We start from the raw sequence: 14,942 nt of genomic DNA, 5'->3' as shown, positions 1-14,942 counted from the left end.
CCCCGCTGGGCTGCGCAGCAGCCCAAACCCAGGCAACTCGGTGTGCCAGGAAGATTCAGCTAACAGCTTTAGGGCTGCTGCGCAGCCCAACGGGGATAAATCCCCTCGCCACAATAATTGCAGCTTCAAACCCAGGTCGGATCCAACACAAACACACCTATCCGGGCGTCATGCGCTTGCGCTAGTCTCACCTTTCATTGCTGTCTGCCGAGCTTTCCATGCCTGACCTGCTTGACCGTTACCCGCTGACGACGGGCACCTATCACGAATTGCTGGACGACAGCGGAGCGGTCCGTACGCACTGGCGGCGGCTGTTCGACCAGTTGCAGCGCAGCACGCCGGCCCAGTTGCTCCAGCGCCAGGCCCTGCTGGCCCGGCAGATCCAGGAAAACGGTGTGACCTACAACGTCTACGCCGATCCGAAAGGCGCCGACCGGCCGTGGGAACTGGACCTGCTGCCCCACGTGATCGACCCGCAGGAATGGAAGCATCTGTCCGCCGGGATCGCTCAGCGTGCGCGACTGCTCAATGCGGTGTTGGCCGACCTGTACGGGCCGCAGCGGCTGATCAGTGAAGGGCTGTTGCCGGCGGAGTTGGTCTTCGGGCACAACAATTTCCTCTGGCCTTGCCAGGGCATCGCGCCGCCGGACGGCAGTTTCCTGCACTTGTATGCGGTGGATCTGGCGCGCACGCCCGATGGTCGCTGGTGGGTCACTGCGGACCGGACCCAGGCGCCTTCCGGGGCCGGGTACGCGCTGGAAAATCGCATGATCGTTTCCCGCGCCTTCCCCGACTTGTACCGCGATTTGAAGGTGCGGCACCTGTCCGGATTTTTCCGCACCTTGCAGGAAACCCTGGCGCGCCAGGCGCCCAGCGACGGCGAGTCGCCGCTGGTGGTGCTGTTGACGCCGGGGCGTTTCAACGAAAGCTATTTCGAGCATCTTTACCTGGCGCGCCAACTGGGCTATCCGCTGGTGGAAGGCGGCGATCTGACCGTTCGCGATGCCACGGTCTACCTCAAGACCCTTAGCGGCCTGCGCCGGGTCCACGCCATCATGCGCCGGCTCGACGACGATTTCTGCGACCCCCTGGAGCTGCGCACCGATTCGGCCCTCGGCGTGCCGGGCTTGCTCGAAGCGGTGCGCCAGGGCCGGGTGCTGGTAGCCAATGCCCTGGGCAGTGGCGTGCTGGAGTCGCCGGGCCTGCTGGGGTTTCTGCCAAAGATCAACCAGTACCTGTTTGGCGAAGAGCTGCTGCTGCCGTCCATCGCCACCTGGTGGTGCGGCGAGCCGCCGGTGCTGGCCCAGGCCCTGGAAAAATTGCCGCACTTGTTGATCAAGCCGGCGTTTCCTTCCCAGAGTTTCAGCCCGGTGTTCGGTCGCGACCTGAGCGAGGCGCAGCGCGCCCAACTGGCGGCGCGCATGCAGGCACGGCCCTATGCCTACGTCGCCCAGGAACTGGCGCAGTTGTCCCAGGCGCCGGTGTGGCAGGCCGAAGATGGCCAGATCCAGCCGAGGGCAATCGGCATGCGCATGTATGCCGTGTCCGGGAAAGACGATTATCGGGTCCTACCGGGCGGCCTGACTCGCGTGGCCGCCGAGGCCGACGCTGAAGTGGTATCGATGCAGCGCGGCGGCGCCAGCAAGGACACCTGGGTGCTGAGTGAGCAGGCCCCCGGCGGTGAACAATGGAAGGCCCAGCGAACCATCGGGGTTCATGACCTGGTTCGACGTGATCCGTACCTGCCTTCGCGGGTGGTGGAAAACCTGTTCTGGTTCGGCCGCTATTGCGAGCGTTGCGATGGCAGCGCGCGGTTGCTGCGGATCATGCTGGCGCGTTATGTCGACGGCGATGACCCGCAGGCCTTGGAATCGGCGGTAGCCTTGGGCGAAAGCCTGATGTTGTTGCCCGAAGAAGGCGAGCTGCCCGAGCGTTTGCTGGCGGCGCTGCTGGGGGACGACTGGTCGTTCAGCCTGCGTTCCAACCTCCAGCGTTTACAGTGGGCCGCCTCGCAGGTGCGCGGCAAGTTGTCCCGGGAGAACTGGCAGGCGCTGGTTGAGTTGCAGCGCGAAGCCATGGAGCTGGAAACCGAGGAGGCGGATTTCGGCGAATTGTTGGACTTCCTCAATCGGCTGGTGATGTCCCTGGCGGCACTGTCCGGCTTCGCCCTGGACGACATGACCCGCGACGAAGGCTGGCGCTTCCTGATGATCGGCCGGCGCCTGGAGCGCCTGCAGTTTCTCAGCAGCAGCCTGGCGGCGTTCCTGCGCAGCGATGCGGTCTTCGACCAGGCCGGGTTGGAGTGGTTGCTGGAGCTGGGTAACAGCAGCATCACCTACCGCTCGCGCTATTTGGCGGTGGCCCAGTTGATCCCGGTGCTGGACTTGTTGCTGCTGGACGAACAGAACCCCCACGCGGTGCTTTTCCAATTGAAACTGGTGACTCGCACCCTCAAGCGCTTGAACGATGATTTCGCCGCGCCCCGGGAAACCGCCTTGCCGGAACTGGTCGCACGCCTGTCGCGCTTTGACCTGCGTTGCCTGGAGAACCCGTTGTTCGGTGAAGCCAGCCTGCGCGCCGCACTCGATGGGCTGGCCGACCTGTTGCAGGAAGTGGCCGATGTCAGCGGTCAGGTGTCCGATCGCCTGGCCTTGCGTCATTTCGCCCACGTCGATGACGTCAGCCAACGCACGGTGTCCGTCTGATGAACGCCCGCTACCAGATTCTCCACGACACCCATTACCACTACGACAGCCCGGTGTCCCTGGCCCAGCAGCTTGCCCACCTGTGGCCACGGGCCTGTGATTGGCAGCGTTGTACTGAGCAGCAGTTGCTGATCAGTCCGGAGCCGACGACCCGGCGCGATGAACAGGATGTGTTCGGCAATCCGCTGACCCGCCTGGCCTTCGAGCGGCCCCATGATGAATTGTTGGTCAATGCGCGCCTGAGCGTCGAGGTGCTGGCCCGCCCCGAGCTGGATTTCAACCTGTCCCCGGCCTGGGAGTCGACTTGTAACGCCCTGACCTACACGGGCCGGCCATTGGCGGCGCCATTGCTGGAGGCGTGCCGTTACCGTTTCGAGTCACCCTACGTGCACCTCAAGCGCAGCTTCGTCGAATTCTCCGAAAGCTGCTTTGCGCCAGGGCAACCGCTGATGCTGGGCGTTCGAGCGCTGATGGAGAAGATTTTCGAGGAGTTCACCTTCGATGCCGAGGCGACCCAAGTGGCGACGCCCCTGGTGGAGGTGCTGGAGCGGCGGCGGGGTGTATGCCAGGACTTTGCCCATTTGATGCTGGCTTGCGTACGCTCTCGCGGCTTGGCGGCGCGTTACGTCAGCGGCTACCTGCTGACCCAGCCACCGCCCGGCCAGCCACGGCTGATTGGCGCCGATGCGTCCCATGCCTGGGTCTCGGTGTATTGCCCGGTATTGGGTTGGGTGGATTTCGACCCGACCAATAACGTACAGCCGGCCCTGGAACACATCACCCTGGCCTGGGGCCGGGATTTTTCCGATGTGTCGCCGTTGCGCGGGGTAATTCTGGGGGGCGGTGCCCATGATCCGGAAGTGCGGGTGACGGTGATGCCGTTGGAAGCATGAACGCTGTGTATAAAATATGGGAGCGAGCCTATGGGAGCCGAGCTTGCTCGCGATGAACGATAATGCGGTTTGCAGTTGAACCGTGTCGCCCTCATCGCGAGCAAGCTCGGCTCCCACAGGATTCGGCTCCCACAGGTTGTGTGTCATCGGATGATGAGGTTCCCCCATGTTCCCGGTATCCATCAAAGGCGTGCTGCAATCCCCCCAAGGCCTGGTTGTACTGATGCTCAACGAGCGGGACGAATGGGAGCTGCCCGGCGGGCGGATCGAACTGGGTGAAACGGCGCCGCAATGTCTGGCGCGGGAAATCGCCGAGGAGCTGGCGGTTGAGGTGAGCGTGGGGGAGCCGCTGGATTCGTACCTGTTCGAGGTCATTCCCGGCAAGCACGTCTTCATCTCCACGTACCGCTGCCAGTTGCTGGGCGGTTTCGTGCCGACCATCAGTCATGAGCACAAGGAGATCGGGCTGTTCGCGCCGGACCAATTGCCGGTGAACCTGCCTGCGGGTTATCGCCTGTCGATCATCAAGGCGCTGGGACTGTGAGGGCCGGCAGCGAGGCTGCCGGTCCTGGACACAAAACCGAGGGGCCGGATCGGATCATCGGGCCCTGGGGGAGTCAGGCGTCGGGGGCCTGATCTTTCGGTGCATCGACATCATCGTCTGCCACCACTTCACCTTCTGCATCGGGGTTCAGTGCTGCTTCATCGGCGGTTGCTTTCTTGCGCTGCAGCTTTTCCTCTTTCTTCTGCTCCTTGGCCAAGTCTCTCTGACGTTTGGCGAAGGAATAATTGGGTTTGGCCATGGGCGATCCTCTGGGGTCGAAGGTGAGGTTGAGCGGCGCATATTCTGCCCTGTATCGGGGCCGAGCCGTTAGCTGGGTTTTTGTTCGGCCCACTTTGGCTGCACGGACGGTTGCCATTCGTCCAGGGCATCGAGCAGGTTTTGCGCGGATTCGCTCACTTGCAGCATGTCACGATGGGGCGCGCGGACGAAGCCTTCGCCGACGATATGATCGAGAAAAGCGGTGAGCTTGCTGTAGAAACCGTTCACTTCCAGCAGCCCCAGCGGTTTGCCGTGGTAGCCGAGCTGGCCCCAGGTCCAGACTTCGAACAATTCCTCCAGCGTGCCGAGACCGCCGGGCAAGGCGATGAAGGCGTCGCTGAGTTCAGCCATGCGCGCCTTGCGGGCGTGCATGCCGTCCACCACTTCCAGACGGGTCAAGCCGCTGTGGCCGATTTCCTTGTCCTTCAGGCTTTGCGGGATGATGCCGATGACCTCGCCGCCGGCCGCCAGGGCCGCGTCGGCAACGAGCCCCATCAGTCCCACAGCGCCGCCGCCGTAGACCAGGGTCAATTTTCGTTCCGCCAACGCACGCCCGAGGGCCTGCGCCGCTTCACGATACGCCGGATTGGCGCCAGTGCTGGCGCCGCAAAATACACAAACAGACGCGATGGACATGCTTTACTCCGTGGTCAGTCACCGCGCCAGAGTAAAGCCTGGCCTGTGTTGCGCAAAGGATTTATACCTCGCGCTGGGGCTTTTCGTAGGTGCCGCTGGCGCCGCAGGCGTAGGCGGCGAGCAAGCTGCACAGCAGGCTGTTGAGATTCATGACGATCGCTCCAGTAGGTGATGGGGCTGATCATAGGGGGCGCCTCATACTTCTGGCTGGTTGATTCTGTCCATCAGGCTGATAGGCTTAAGTTGTATACAATCTTTGACTCAGGTCATAGGAACTTGTCGGAAAATCAGGCAGTCTTTCCCTTTGACGGATTTTTGTTAACCATGCCTTGGAGATTCACGATGTTTGCCAAACTTGTTGCAGTATCCCTGTTGACGCTGGCCAGCAGCCAACTGATGGCAGCGGAGTGCAAGACCACCATCGATTCGACCGACCAGATGTCCTTCAACACCAAGGCCATCGAAATCGACAAGAGCTGCAAGACCTTCACCGTTGAGCTGACGCACTCGGGCAGCTTGCCGAAAAACGTCATGGGCCATAACTGGGTACTGAGCAAAGAGGCTGACATGCAGCCGATTGCCACCGATGGCCTTGCTGCCGGTATCGACAAGAATTACCTCAAGGATGGTGATGCTCGCATCATTGCCCATACCAAACTCATTGGTGCCAAGGAAACCGACTCGGTGACCTTCGATGTGTCGAAACTCAATGCCTCTGAGAAGTACGGCTTCTTCTGCTCGTTCCCGGGCCACATCTCGATGATGAAAGGCACCGTTACCCTGAAGTAGCCACCGAGGCATAAAAAAAAGCGCCCTCATTCAGGGCGCTTTTTCATGCCTGGCAGATTTCCCCTGTGGGAGCGAGCCTGCTCGCGAAAGCGGTGTGTCAGTCAGCAATGATGTCGCTGATGCGACGCCTTCGCGAGCAGGCTCGCTCCCACAGGGATTGTCACACCGTCGCGGTGGTTACGGGGCGTACGGCATCACCCGCTTGTGCTCGGTCTTACGATAGGTATCACAAATGATTTTTGCCGCCTCTTCACGAACCGGTTGCCCATGCAGAAACGCATCGATCTCGGCATAGGTCACGCCGTGGGACGCTTCATCCGGCTTGCCTGGCGACAGGTCTTCAAGATCGGCGGTGGGGACTTTTTCCACCAGTGATTCCGGCGCGCCAAAATCACGGGCGATGGCCCGGACCTGGTTCTTCACCAAGCCACTCAACGGCGCCAGGTCACAAGCGCCGTCACCGAACTTGGTGAAGAAACCCATGACCGCTTCCGCCGCATGGTCAGTGCCGATCACCAGGCCCTGCTCAGCGCCGGCGATGGTGTACTGCGCCACCATGCGCATCCGCGCCTTGGTATTGCCCAGCACGAAATCCCGCGACACCGCCGCCTTACCCTCGAACGCCGCGACTTGCTCGGCCAAGGCCTTGACCGCCGGGCCGATGTTGACGGTATGGCGCTCGTCCGGGTCGATGAAGTCCACACAGGCCTGTGCTTCATGTTCGTCGAACTGGGTTTCGTACGGCAGGCGCACGGCGATGAACTTGTAGGCCGCGTTGCCGGTTTTCTCCCGTAGTTCGCGCATGGCACGTTGGGCCAGCAGCCCGGCGGTCAGCGAGTCGACGCCGCCACTGATGCCCAGCACGAGGGACTTGAGCCCGGAATCGACCAGGCAATCCTGGATAAAGCTCACTCGCCGGGCGATTTCCGCCTTGAGGTCGGCGTCATGGGCGAACGGTGGCTGGACCTTGAGCTGTTCAGCAATCTCACGCTGTACGGCTTGCATGAATTCACTCCTTGCTTGATGTGTCTGAAAGGGCGGCAGGTACTTGGAAAACGTGTCGCATGTAGGCGACGAAATTCGGGTCCTTGCAGTGGGTCTTGCCGGGCTCATCGGAAATCTTGGCCACGGGTTGCCCATCACAGCTGATCATTTTAAGCACGATGCTCATCGGCTCTACACCTGGAATGTCACAGGTCAGGTTGGTGCCAATACCGAAGCTGACATTAATGCGACCACGCAACGCCCGAAAAATCTCCAGGCATTTGGGCAATGTCAGGCTATCGGAGAACACCAGGGTCTTGCTCATCGGGTCGATGCCGAGCTTGTGGTAGTGGGCAATGGCTTTTTCGGCCCAGATCACCGGGTCGCCCGAGTCATGGCGCAAGCCGTCGAACAGCTTGGCGAAGAACAGATCGAAATCCTTGAGGAAGGCGTCCATGGTGATGCAATCGGTGAGCGCGATGCCCAGCAGGCCTCGGTATTCACGCACCCAGCAATCAAGGGCGGCGATCTGGCTGTCGATCAGCCGCGGGCCCAGTTGCTGATGGGCCATGATCCACTCGTGGGCCATGGTGCCCAGGGGTTTCATGTCCAGTTCCCGGGACAGGTGCACGTTGCTGGTGCCGACGAAACGCCCGGGGAAATCGTGCTTGAGGACGTTGACCACTTCTTCCTGGACGCGGAAGGAAAAGCGGCGGCGGGTGCCGAAGTCTGCGACTTGCAGTTCGGACAGTTCTTCGGCGCTGGCGTTGGCGCTCAGCCAGTCGAACTTGCGATACAACTGCTCCCGAGCCTGTTCCAGGACGATTTCACGGTAGCGATAACGATTGCGCACCTCGCTGACAATGGCCAGCAGCGGCACTTCGAACAGAATGACGTGCAGCCACGGCCCGCGCAGGCGGATGAACAACTCGCCGTTTTCGATACCGGTGTGCACGTAGCGCAGGTTGAAGCGAAACAGGCCCAGGAAACGCAGGAAGTCCGGCTTGAGGAAGCTGATGCGCTCCAGGAAACCCAGTTGGTCGGCGCTGAGGTTCAGCTCCGCCAGGCGCTCGATCTGGAAGCGGATCTCCGCGAGGTACGGACGCAGGTCCTCGCTGTTGCGGCAACGAAACTCCCACTCGACTTCGACGTTGGGGTAGTTGTGCAGCACCGCCTGCATCATCGTCAGTTTGTAGAAGTCGGTGTCGAGCAGGTTCTGCACGATGCGATCGGCAAATACGCTCTCGCTCATAAGGTTCTCCAGACAGGCCGCGGCAGTGGGCAGCGAGGTTCGGCGGTTTGAAGTGAAAGGGCTAGTGGCGCATAACCGTGGTGGGTTTTGCCAGCGATTTTTTAACAGTCCACAGGCCTTTGTGGGAGCGCGCTTACTGTGGCGAGGGAGCTTGCTCCCGCTGGAGTGGGAAGCGCTCCTCTTTTTTTGCGGGTGCTTCGCACCCGAGCGGGAGCAAGCTCCCTCGCCACGGGGTTTGTGTGGGGTGCCGTTATTGCGGTGTCAGCGGGCTCTCAATCTGCTCCAGCATCCACTCCACAAAAAGCCGCACCTTGGGTACTTCCGCCGAACGCTCCGGATAGGCCAGGTAATAGGCACTGGTGCTGGGCATCGCATGGGGCCAGGGGATGACCAGTTTGCCGTCGGCCAACTCCTCTTCCACCAGGAACCGCGGCAGCAGGGCGACGCCGCAGCCGACCTGGGCGGCCCGGATGCACATGTAGAAGGTTTCGAAACGCGGCCCGTGGTAGCTGTGTTCGGTGTGGTAGCCCTGGCTGTCGAACCAGTCGTGCCAGGCCTGGGGGCGCGAGGCGTTTTGCAGCAGCACCAGCTCGGCCAGTTGGGTCGGGTCGGTGAAGGGCTGGTCAGGCAGGCTGCCGGGCGCGCAGACCGGCACCAGCTCTTCGTCGAACAGTCTCAGGGACTCGGTGCCAGGGCGTGAACCTTGGCCGAAATAGAACGCCAGGTCGCTGCGCCCCTGCTGCAAGTCGTCGGCTTCCTGCTCGCTGCACAGGTCCAGATGAATTTTCGGATGGCGCAGGCGCCAACCCTTCAGGCGCGGGACCAGCCATCGGGCGCCGAACGTCGGAGGGGTGGAAACACGCAGGACTTCGGTGTCGCCACCGTAGGAACGCAGGTAATGGGTAGACATCTCCACCTGGGAGAGGATCTTTCGTACCTCCCCCAGATATAAATCCCCGGCCGGTGTCAGCTGCAAGCGACGGCGCACGCGCCGGAACAGCAGATGCTGCAACAATTCCTCGAGCTGAGCGACCTGTTTGCTGACGGCACTCTGGGTCAGGTGAAGCTCTTCGGCGGCACGGGTAAAGCTCAGGTGGCGGGTCACGGCTTCGAAGCACTGGAGGGCGGTGATCGACGGTAAATAGCGCTTATTGAGCATGACGAGGGCCTTTTTCTTGTTGCTCTATAAATCGAGTCAGGGGCAGCATGAATAAACGGAATGATATCTCGCTTAATGGTCGTTTGTTGGCAAGACTCGAGCCAGCTAAAACTAGAGGCCTGAGCAGAGGGTGATTGCCCGCCTGCCAATCTTTTATCGCTCGTTTAGAGGAGTTACCCCATGGTTGCTGCATTGCTTGATCGTCTGGGCGTCAATCCGGCCTTGTACCAGGGCGGCGCACAGCCGGTGCATTCGCCTATCGATGGCAGTCGTATCGGTGCCGTGAACTGGGAAGGCGCCGCTGAAGTCGAGCAGCAGGTCAGCCGTGCCGAGCATGCCTTTGATCTGTGGCGCCAGGTGCCGGCCCCGCGTCGCGGCGAGCTGGTGCGTCAATTCGGCGATCTGCTGCGTGAATACAAGGCCGATCTCGGTGAACTGGTGTCCTGGGAAGCCGGCAAGATCACCCAGGAAGGCCTGGGCGAAGTGCAAGAGATGATCGACATCTGCGACTTCGCCGTCGGCCTGTCCCGCCAGCTGTACGGTTTGACCATCGCCTCCGAACGCCCGGGCCACCACATGCGTGAATCCTGGCATCCGCTGGGCGTGGTCGGTGTGATCAGTGCCTTCAACTTCCCGGTCGCGGTCTGGGCCTGGAACACCACGCTGGCCCTGGTCTGCGGCAACTCGGTGATCTGGAAACCCTCGGAAAAGACCCCGCTTACCGCCCTGGCGTGCCAGGCGCTGTTCGAGCGCGTGCTGAAGGACTTCAGCGACGCACCGCCGTACCTCAGCCAAGTGATCATCGGCGGTCGCGATGCCGGTGAAGCCCTGGTGGATGACCCGCGTGTGGCGTTGATCAGCGCCACGGGCAGCACCCGCATGGGCCGTGAAGTGGCACCGAAAGTCGCCGCGCGTTTCGCCCGCAGCATCCTGGAACTGGGCGGCAACAACGCCATGATCCTGGCGCCGAGCGCCGACCTGGACATGGCCGTGCGCGCCATCCTGTTCAGCGCCGTCGGCACCGCCGGCCAGCGTTGCACCACCCTGCGTCGGCTGATTGCCCATGAGTCGGTGAAGGAAGAGATCGTCACCCGCCTCAAGGCCGCCTATTCGAAAGTGCGCATTGGCCATCCGCTGGAAGGCAACCTGGTCGGACCGCTGATCGACAAGCACAGCTTCGAGGGCATGCAGGACGCGCTGGAGCAGGCCTTGAGCGAAGGAGGCCGCGTGTTTGGTGGCAAGCGCCAACTCGAAGACCAGTTCCCGAATGCCTATTACGTCTCGCCGGCCATCGTCGAGATGCCCGAGCAAAGCGATGTGGTGCGCCACGAAACCTTCGCGCCGATCCTCTACGTGGTCGGCTACAAGGACTTTGCGGAGGCCCTGCACTTGAACAATGCCGTGCCCCAAGGCCTGTCGTCCTGCATCTTCACCACCGACGTGCGTGAAGCCGAGCAGTTCATGTCGGCGGTGGGCAGCGATTGCGGCATCGCCAACGTCAACATCGGTCCGAGCGGCGCGGAAATCGGCGGCGCGTTCGGCGGCGAAAAAGAAACCGGCGGCGGTCGCGAATCCGGTTCCGACGCCTGGCGCGGCTACATGCGCCGCCAGACCAACACCGTGAACTACTCGTTGGAGTTGCCGTTGGCGCAGGGGATTACCTTCGACTGATATCGAGTCGGCGGAAGTCCTCCTGTGGGAGCGAGCCTGCTCGCGATAGCGTCGAATCAGCCGACATCAATATCGGTAGATAAACCGTCATCGCGAGCAGGCTCGCTCCCACAATGAATTTGTGTGCAGTGGTTAGGTTTCATTTCCGGAGTCTGGCAATGCCGTTACGCGAAGAATGTCTGTGGGAAAAACTGACGCCGCAAAGGCCTGAAAACACCGCGCTCACCGGTGAAATCACGGTGGATGTCTGTGTGATCGGCGCAGGCTTCACCGGGCTGTCGGCGGCGGTGCACTTGCTCGAACAAGGCAAGCGCGTGGCTGTGCTGGAAGCCCATCGGGCCGGGCAGGGCGGGTCGGGACGCAACGTCGGCCTGGTGAACGCCGGGCTGTGGATCCCGCCGGATGACATCGAGGCCGGGTTCGGCGAGGCGGTGGGCAGCCAGCTCAACCGCATGCTGGGGGCTGCGCCGGCCTTGGTGTTCAGCCTCGTCGATAAATACAACATCAATTGCCAGTTGCGTCGCGAAGGCACCCTGCACATGGCCCATAACGCCCGGGGCGAGGCCGACCTGCGCAGTCGCGAAGCACAATGGAAGCGCCGCGGCGCCCCGGTGGAATTGCTCACCGGCCAGGCCTGCGCGGAGGCGACAGGCACCTCGAAAATCGCCGCGGCTTTACTCGATCGCCGCGCCGGCACGCTCAACCCGATGGCCTACACCAGCGGGTTGGCCAAGGCTGCAACGGACCTGGGCGGCCAGTTGTTCGACCATTCCCCGGTGACCCGTCTGGAACGCCAAGGTCAGCGCTGGTCGGTGCAAACCGCCCAGGGTTCGGTGCTGGCCGAGCAAGTGGTGATCGCCTCCAACGCCTACACCGAGGGGGACTGGACCGAACTGCGGCGCAATTTTTTCCCTGGCTATTACTATCAGGTCGCCTCGGTCCCACTGACCGACGAGGCCGCCCGTCGCATCCTGCCAGGCGGCCAGGGTTCGTGGGATACCCGCCAAGTGCTGAGCAGCATCCGCCGGGACAAGGACGGCCGCTTGCTGCTGGGCAGCCTGGGCAATGGCAACCGCAAGCCCACCTGGTTCCTCAAGGCCTGGGCCGACCGGGTGCAGCAGCACTATTTTCCTTACCTCAAGGCAGTGGAGTGGGAGTGCACCTGGACCGGTTGCATCGCCTTCACCCCCGATCACCTGATGCGCCTGTTCGAACCGGCCCCCGGGTTGGTGGCCGTGACCGGCTACAACGGGCGGGGCGTGACTACTGGCACGGTGGTCGGCAAGGCATTCGCCGATTATCTCTGCCACGGTAATGCCCAGGCCCTGCCGATCCCGTTCGCACCCATGCAGCCATTGGCCGGGGTGGGATTGCGCAGTTGCCTGTATGAGGCGGGCTTTTCGCTGTATCACGCGGGCCAGTGCCTGCGGATTGTCATTTGAGTGTTGAAAATTGTTGCTGGAGGCCGCGTTTTCTAGCGTAGCGTCTAGCCTGTTATGGTGCGGCTTGTAGCAGTCGCGCACCGACAGTGTGCAGTTCGGTGACGTGGGTTGTTACACAGTGGTTGCACGCTGTTTCGTGTGATGGTTGCAATGATGGCTCACGGAGGGTTTTACCCATTTAGATAAAAGGTTGCACCTCGTACGGTTTAGACGGTTGCACGCCCCATGAAAAAGGGCCCGAAACAGTCGAAATAACAATAAAGCAGCGACTTTTTTCAGAATAAAAAACCGATGGCACGGCCCTTGCTCTGAGCTTTTCAGTGAAATGAAGTCGCAGTGCCAACTAAAAAAAACCTTGGAGCACCACCTCATGTCCCAGACGTTTTACAAGAAAGGTTTCCTGGCCCTCGCAGTGGCAACTGCGTTGGGTGTTTCTGCGTTTGCTCAAGCTGATGTGAAATTTGGTGTGGCGGGGCCGATGACCGGCGCCAACGCTGCATTTGGCGAGCAGTACATGAAGGGTGCCCAGGCTGCAGCCGATGCCATCAACAAGGCCGGTGGCGTCAACGGTGAGAAGATCGTACTGGTCGCCGGCGACGACGCCTGCGAACCCAAGCAGGCCGTGGCCGTGGCCAACCGACTGGTCGATCAGGACAAGGTGATCGGCGTGGTCGGGCACTTCTGCTCGTCCAATACCATCCCGGCCTCCGAGGTCTACGACGAAGCCGGCATCATCGCCATCACCCCGGGTTCCACCAACCCACAGGTCACCGAGCGCGGCCTGAGCGCCATGTTCCGCATGTGCGGTCGTGACGACCAGCAGGGCATCGTGGCGGGCGACTATATCGTCGACGTGCTCAAGGGCAAGAAAGTGGCCGTGCTGCACGACAAGGACACCTACGGCCAAGGCCTGGCGGATGCCACCAAGGCACAACTGGCCAAGCGTGGCGTGAAGGAGGTGCTGTACGAAGGCCTGACCCGCGGCGAGAAAGACTTCAGCGCCGTGGTCACCAAGATCCGTTCGGCCGGTGCCGACGTGGTTTATTTCGGTGGCCTGCACCCGGAAGCCGGCCCGCTGGTTCGCCAGTTGCGTGAGCAAGGTCTCAAGGACGTGAAGTTCATGTCCGACGACGGCATCGTGACCGACGAACTGGTCACCACCGCCGGCGGCGCGCAATACGTCGATGGCGTGTACATGACCTTCGGCGCCGACCCGCGCCTGCTGCCAGACAGCAAGGCCGTGGTTGAAGAGTTCCGCAAGAATGGCACCGAGCCTGAAGGCTACACCCTGTACGCTTACGCGTCGGTCCAGGCCCTGGCCGCCGGTTTCAATGGCGCCAAGTCCAACAAAGGCGAAGACGCGGCCAAGTGGCTCAAGGCCAACCCTGTCCAGACCGTGATGGGCAAGAAGGAGTGGGACACCAAGGGCGACCTGAAAGTCTCCGACTACGTGGTCTACCAGTGGGACAAGGACGGAAAATATCACCAGTTGGAAAAACAGAAGTAAGGGCTGAAAAGACCGTCCAAGCCTGATAGGGCAGCCGGGAAAGCCCCGGTTTCCATGAGGCTCGCGCCGGTCGTGCCTGACATTGCTCTGACGTAAATCTGTATTTTCCTTAGAAGAACCGCACACCTCAGGGTGTGCAGGTTCTCACTGCGTGAGATTGCGTTATGGATGGTATTTTCCTGCAGCAACTGATCAATGGCCTGACCCTCGGGTCGGTCTATGGTCTGATCGCCATCGGCTACACAATGGTCTACGGCATCATCGGCATGATCAACTTCGCCCATGGCGAGGTTTACATGATTTCCGCTTACCTCGCGGCAATCAGTCTGGCTCTGCTGGCTTACTTCGGTATTGAATCCTTTCCGCTAATGATCCTAGGCACCCTCGTGTTCACGGTCGTGGTCACCGGGGTATACGGCTGGGTCATCGAACGCGTCGCCTACAAACCACTGCGCAATTCCACACGGCTGGCACCGCTGATCAGTGCCATCGGCATCTCGCTGATCCTGCAGAACTACGCACAGATCAGCCAGGGCGCCCGCCAACAGGGTGTCCCGACACTGCTCGAAGGCGCCATGCGCGTCGACATCGGCAGCGGTTTCGTCCAGCTCACCTACACCAAGATCTTCATCCTGATCGCCGCATTTGCCGGGATGGCCTTGCTGACCTACATCATCAAGTACACCAAGCTCGGACGCATGTGCCGCGCCACCCAGCAAGACCGCAAGATGGCCTCGATTCTGGGGATCAACACCGACCGGGTGATTTCCTACGTGTTCATCATCGGTGCAGCCATGGCGGCCTTGGCCGGCGTGCTGATCACCATGAACTACGGCACCTTCGACTTCTATGCCGGCTTCATTATCGGCATCAAGGCATTTACCGCGGCGGTACTCGGCGGCATCGGTTCCCTGCCTGGGGCGATGCTCGGCGGGATCATCCTCGGCATTTCCGAATCGCTGTTCGCCGGTCTGATCAACTCTGACTACAAAGACGTGTTCAGTTTCTCGCTGCTGGTGCTGATTCTGATTTTCCGTCCCCAAGGCCTGTTGGGTCGCCCACTCGTGGCGAAGGTATAAGT

The 14,942-nt window shown here is 61.4% G+C and carries 13 protein-coding genes; 8 read left to right on the top strand and 5 right to left on the bottom strand.

Going from position 1 to position 14,942, the window contains the following annotated elements:
* The first annotated feature begins 218 nt into the window (after positions 1-218).
* From J3361_RS14550 to J3361_RS14540, 3 genes are all read left to right on the top strand, one after another.
* Positions 219-2,705: a circularly permuted type 2 ATP-grasp protein gene (locus J3361_RS14550; protein ID WP_207965176.1), complete on the top strand. Its 2,487-nt coding sequence runs from the start codon at positions 219-221 to the stop codon at positions 2,703-2,705.
* A complete protein-coding gene (locus J3361_RS14545; RefSeq protein ID WP_207965175.1) occupies positions 2,705-3,598 on the top strand; it encodes a transglutaminase family protein in 894 nt (297 codons plus the stop codon). The genes J3361_RS14550 and J3361_RS14545 overlap by 1 nt, the downstream gene beginning before the upstream one ends.
* 166 nt (positions 3,599-3,764) lie before the next feature.
* Entirely contained in the window at positions 3,765-4,142 is a 378-nt protein-coding gene (locus J3361_RS14540; RefSeq protein WP_207965174.1) for an NUDIX domain-containing protein, read from the top strand.
* A gap of 73 nt (positions 4,143-4,215) precedes the next feature.
* Here J3361_RS14540 and J3361_RS14535 read toward each other — a convergent pair whose 3' ends face one another.
* Together J3361_RS14535 and J3361_RS14530 are read right to left on the bottom strand one after the other, a co-directional pair.
* On the bottom strand, positions 4,216-4,401 hold the full coding sequence (locus J3361_RS14535; protein WP_207965173.1) for a hypothetical protein: 186 nt from the start codon (positions 4,399-4,401) through the stop codon (positions 4,216-4,218).
* A 68-nt stretch (positions 4,402-4,469) separates the two neighbouring features.
* Positions 4,470-5,057: a TIGR00730 family Rossman fold protein gene (locus tag J3361_RS14530; RefSeq protein ID WP_207965172.1), complete on the bottom strand. Its 588-nt coding sequence runs from the start codon at positions 5,055-5,057 to the stop codon at positions 4,470-4,472.
* Positions 5,058-5,399: 342 nt separating this feature from the next.
* Between J3361_RS14530 and azu the strand changes: the two genes are divergently transcribed.
* Entirely contained in the window at positions 5,400-5,846 is a 447-nt protein-coding gene (azu, locus tag J3361_RS14525; protein WP_207965171.1) for an azurin, read from the top strand.
* 177 nt (positions 5,847-6,023) lie between these two features.
* Here azu and nadE read toward each other — a convergent pair whose 3' ends face one another.
* The 3 genes from nadE to J3361_RS14510 all read right to left on the bottom strand — a co-directional run bounded on the left by nadE (position 6,024) and on the right by J3361_RS14510 (position 9,241).
* Positions 6,024-6,851, bottom strand: coding sequence for an ammonia-dependent NAD(+) synthetase (gene nadE, locus J3361_RS14520; protein ID WP_207965170.1), 828 nt, complete (start codon positions 6,849-6,851; stop codon positions 6,024-6,026).
* A gap of 4 nt (positions 6,852-6,855) precedes the next feature.
* Positions 6,856-8,082 (bottom strand): nicotinate phosphoribosyltransferase, encoded by a 1,227-nt coding sequence (pncB, locus tag J3361_RS14515; protein WP_207965169.1) that lies wholly within the window; start codon positions 8,080-8,082, stop codon positions 6,856-6,858.
* 250 nt (positions 8,083-8,332) lie between these two features.
* On the bottom strand, positions 8,333-9,241 hold the full coding sequence (locus J3361_RS14510) for a LysR family transcriptional regulator (protein WP_207965168.1): 909 nt from the start codon (positions 9,239-9,241) through the stop codon (positions 8,333-8,335).
* Between the two features lie 180 nt (positions 9,242-9,421).
* On the opposite strand from J3361_RS14510, the gene J3361_RS14505 reads away from it, so the two are divergent.
* From J3361_RS14505 to J3361_RS14490, 4 genes are all read left to right on the top strand, one after another.
* Complete coding sequence (locus J3361_RS14505) at positions 9,422-10,912, top strand: aldehyde dehydrogenase family protein (protein ID WP_207965167.1); 1,491 nt, start codon at positions 9,422-9,424, stop codon at positions 10,910-10,912.
* 158 nt (positions 10,913-11,070) lie between these two features.
* A complete protein-coding gene (locus tag J3361_RS14500; RefSeq protein WP_207965166.1) occupies positions 11,071-12,354 on the top strand; it encodes an FAD-binding oxidoreductase in 1,284 nt (427 codons plus the stop codon).
* A 370-nt stretch (positions 12,355-12,724) separates the two neighbouring features.
* Positions 12,725-13,861 (top strand): ABC transporter substrate-binding protein, encoded by a 1,137-nt coding sequence (locus J3361_RS14495; protein WP_207965165.1) that lies wholly within the window; start codon positions 12,725-12,727, stop codon positions 13,859-13,861.
* A 164-nt stretch (positions 13,862-14,025) separates the two neighbouring features.
* Positions 14,026-14,940, top strand: coding sequence for a branched-chain amino acid ABC transporter permease (locus tag J3361_RS14490; protein ID WP_014336328.1), 915 nt, complete (start codon positions 14,026-14,028; stop codon positions 14,938-14,940).
* The last annotated feature ends 2 nt before the right edge of the window (positions 14,941-14,942 follow it).

Source organism: Pseudomonas sp. OA65, assembly GCF_017498305.1.
Taxonomy (GTDB): Bacteria; Pseudomonadota; Gammaproteobacteria; order Pseudomonadales; family Pseudomonadaceae; genus Aquipseudomonas; species Aquipseudomonas zanjanensis.
Note: the sequence above shows the minus strand (reverse complement) of the source record. Positions and strands in the feature narration are given on the sequence as shown.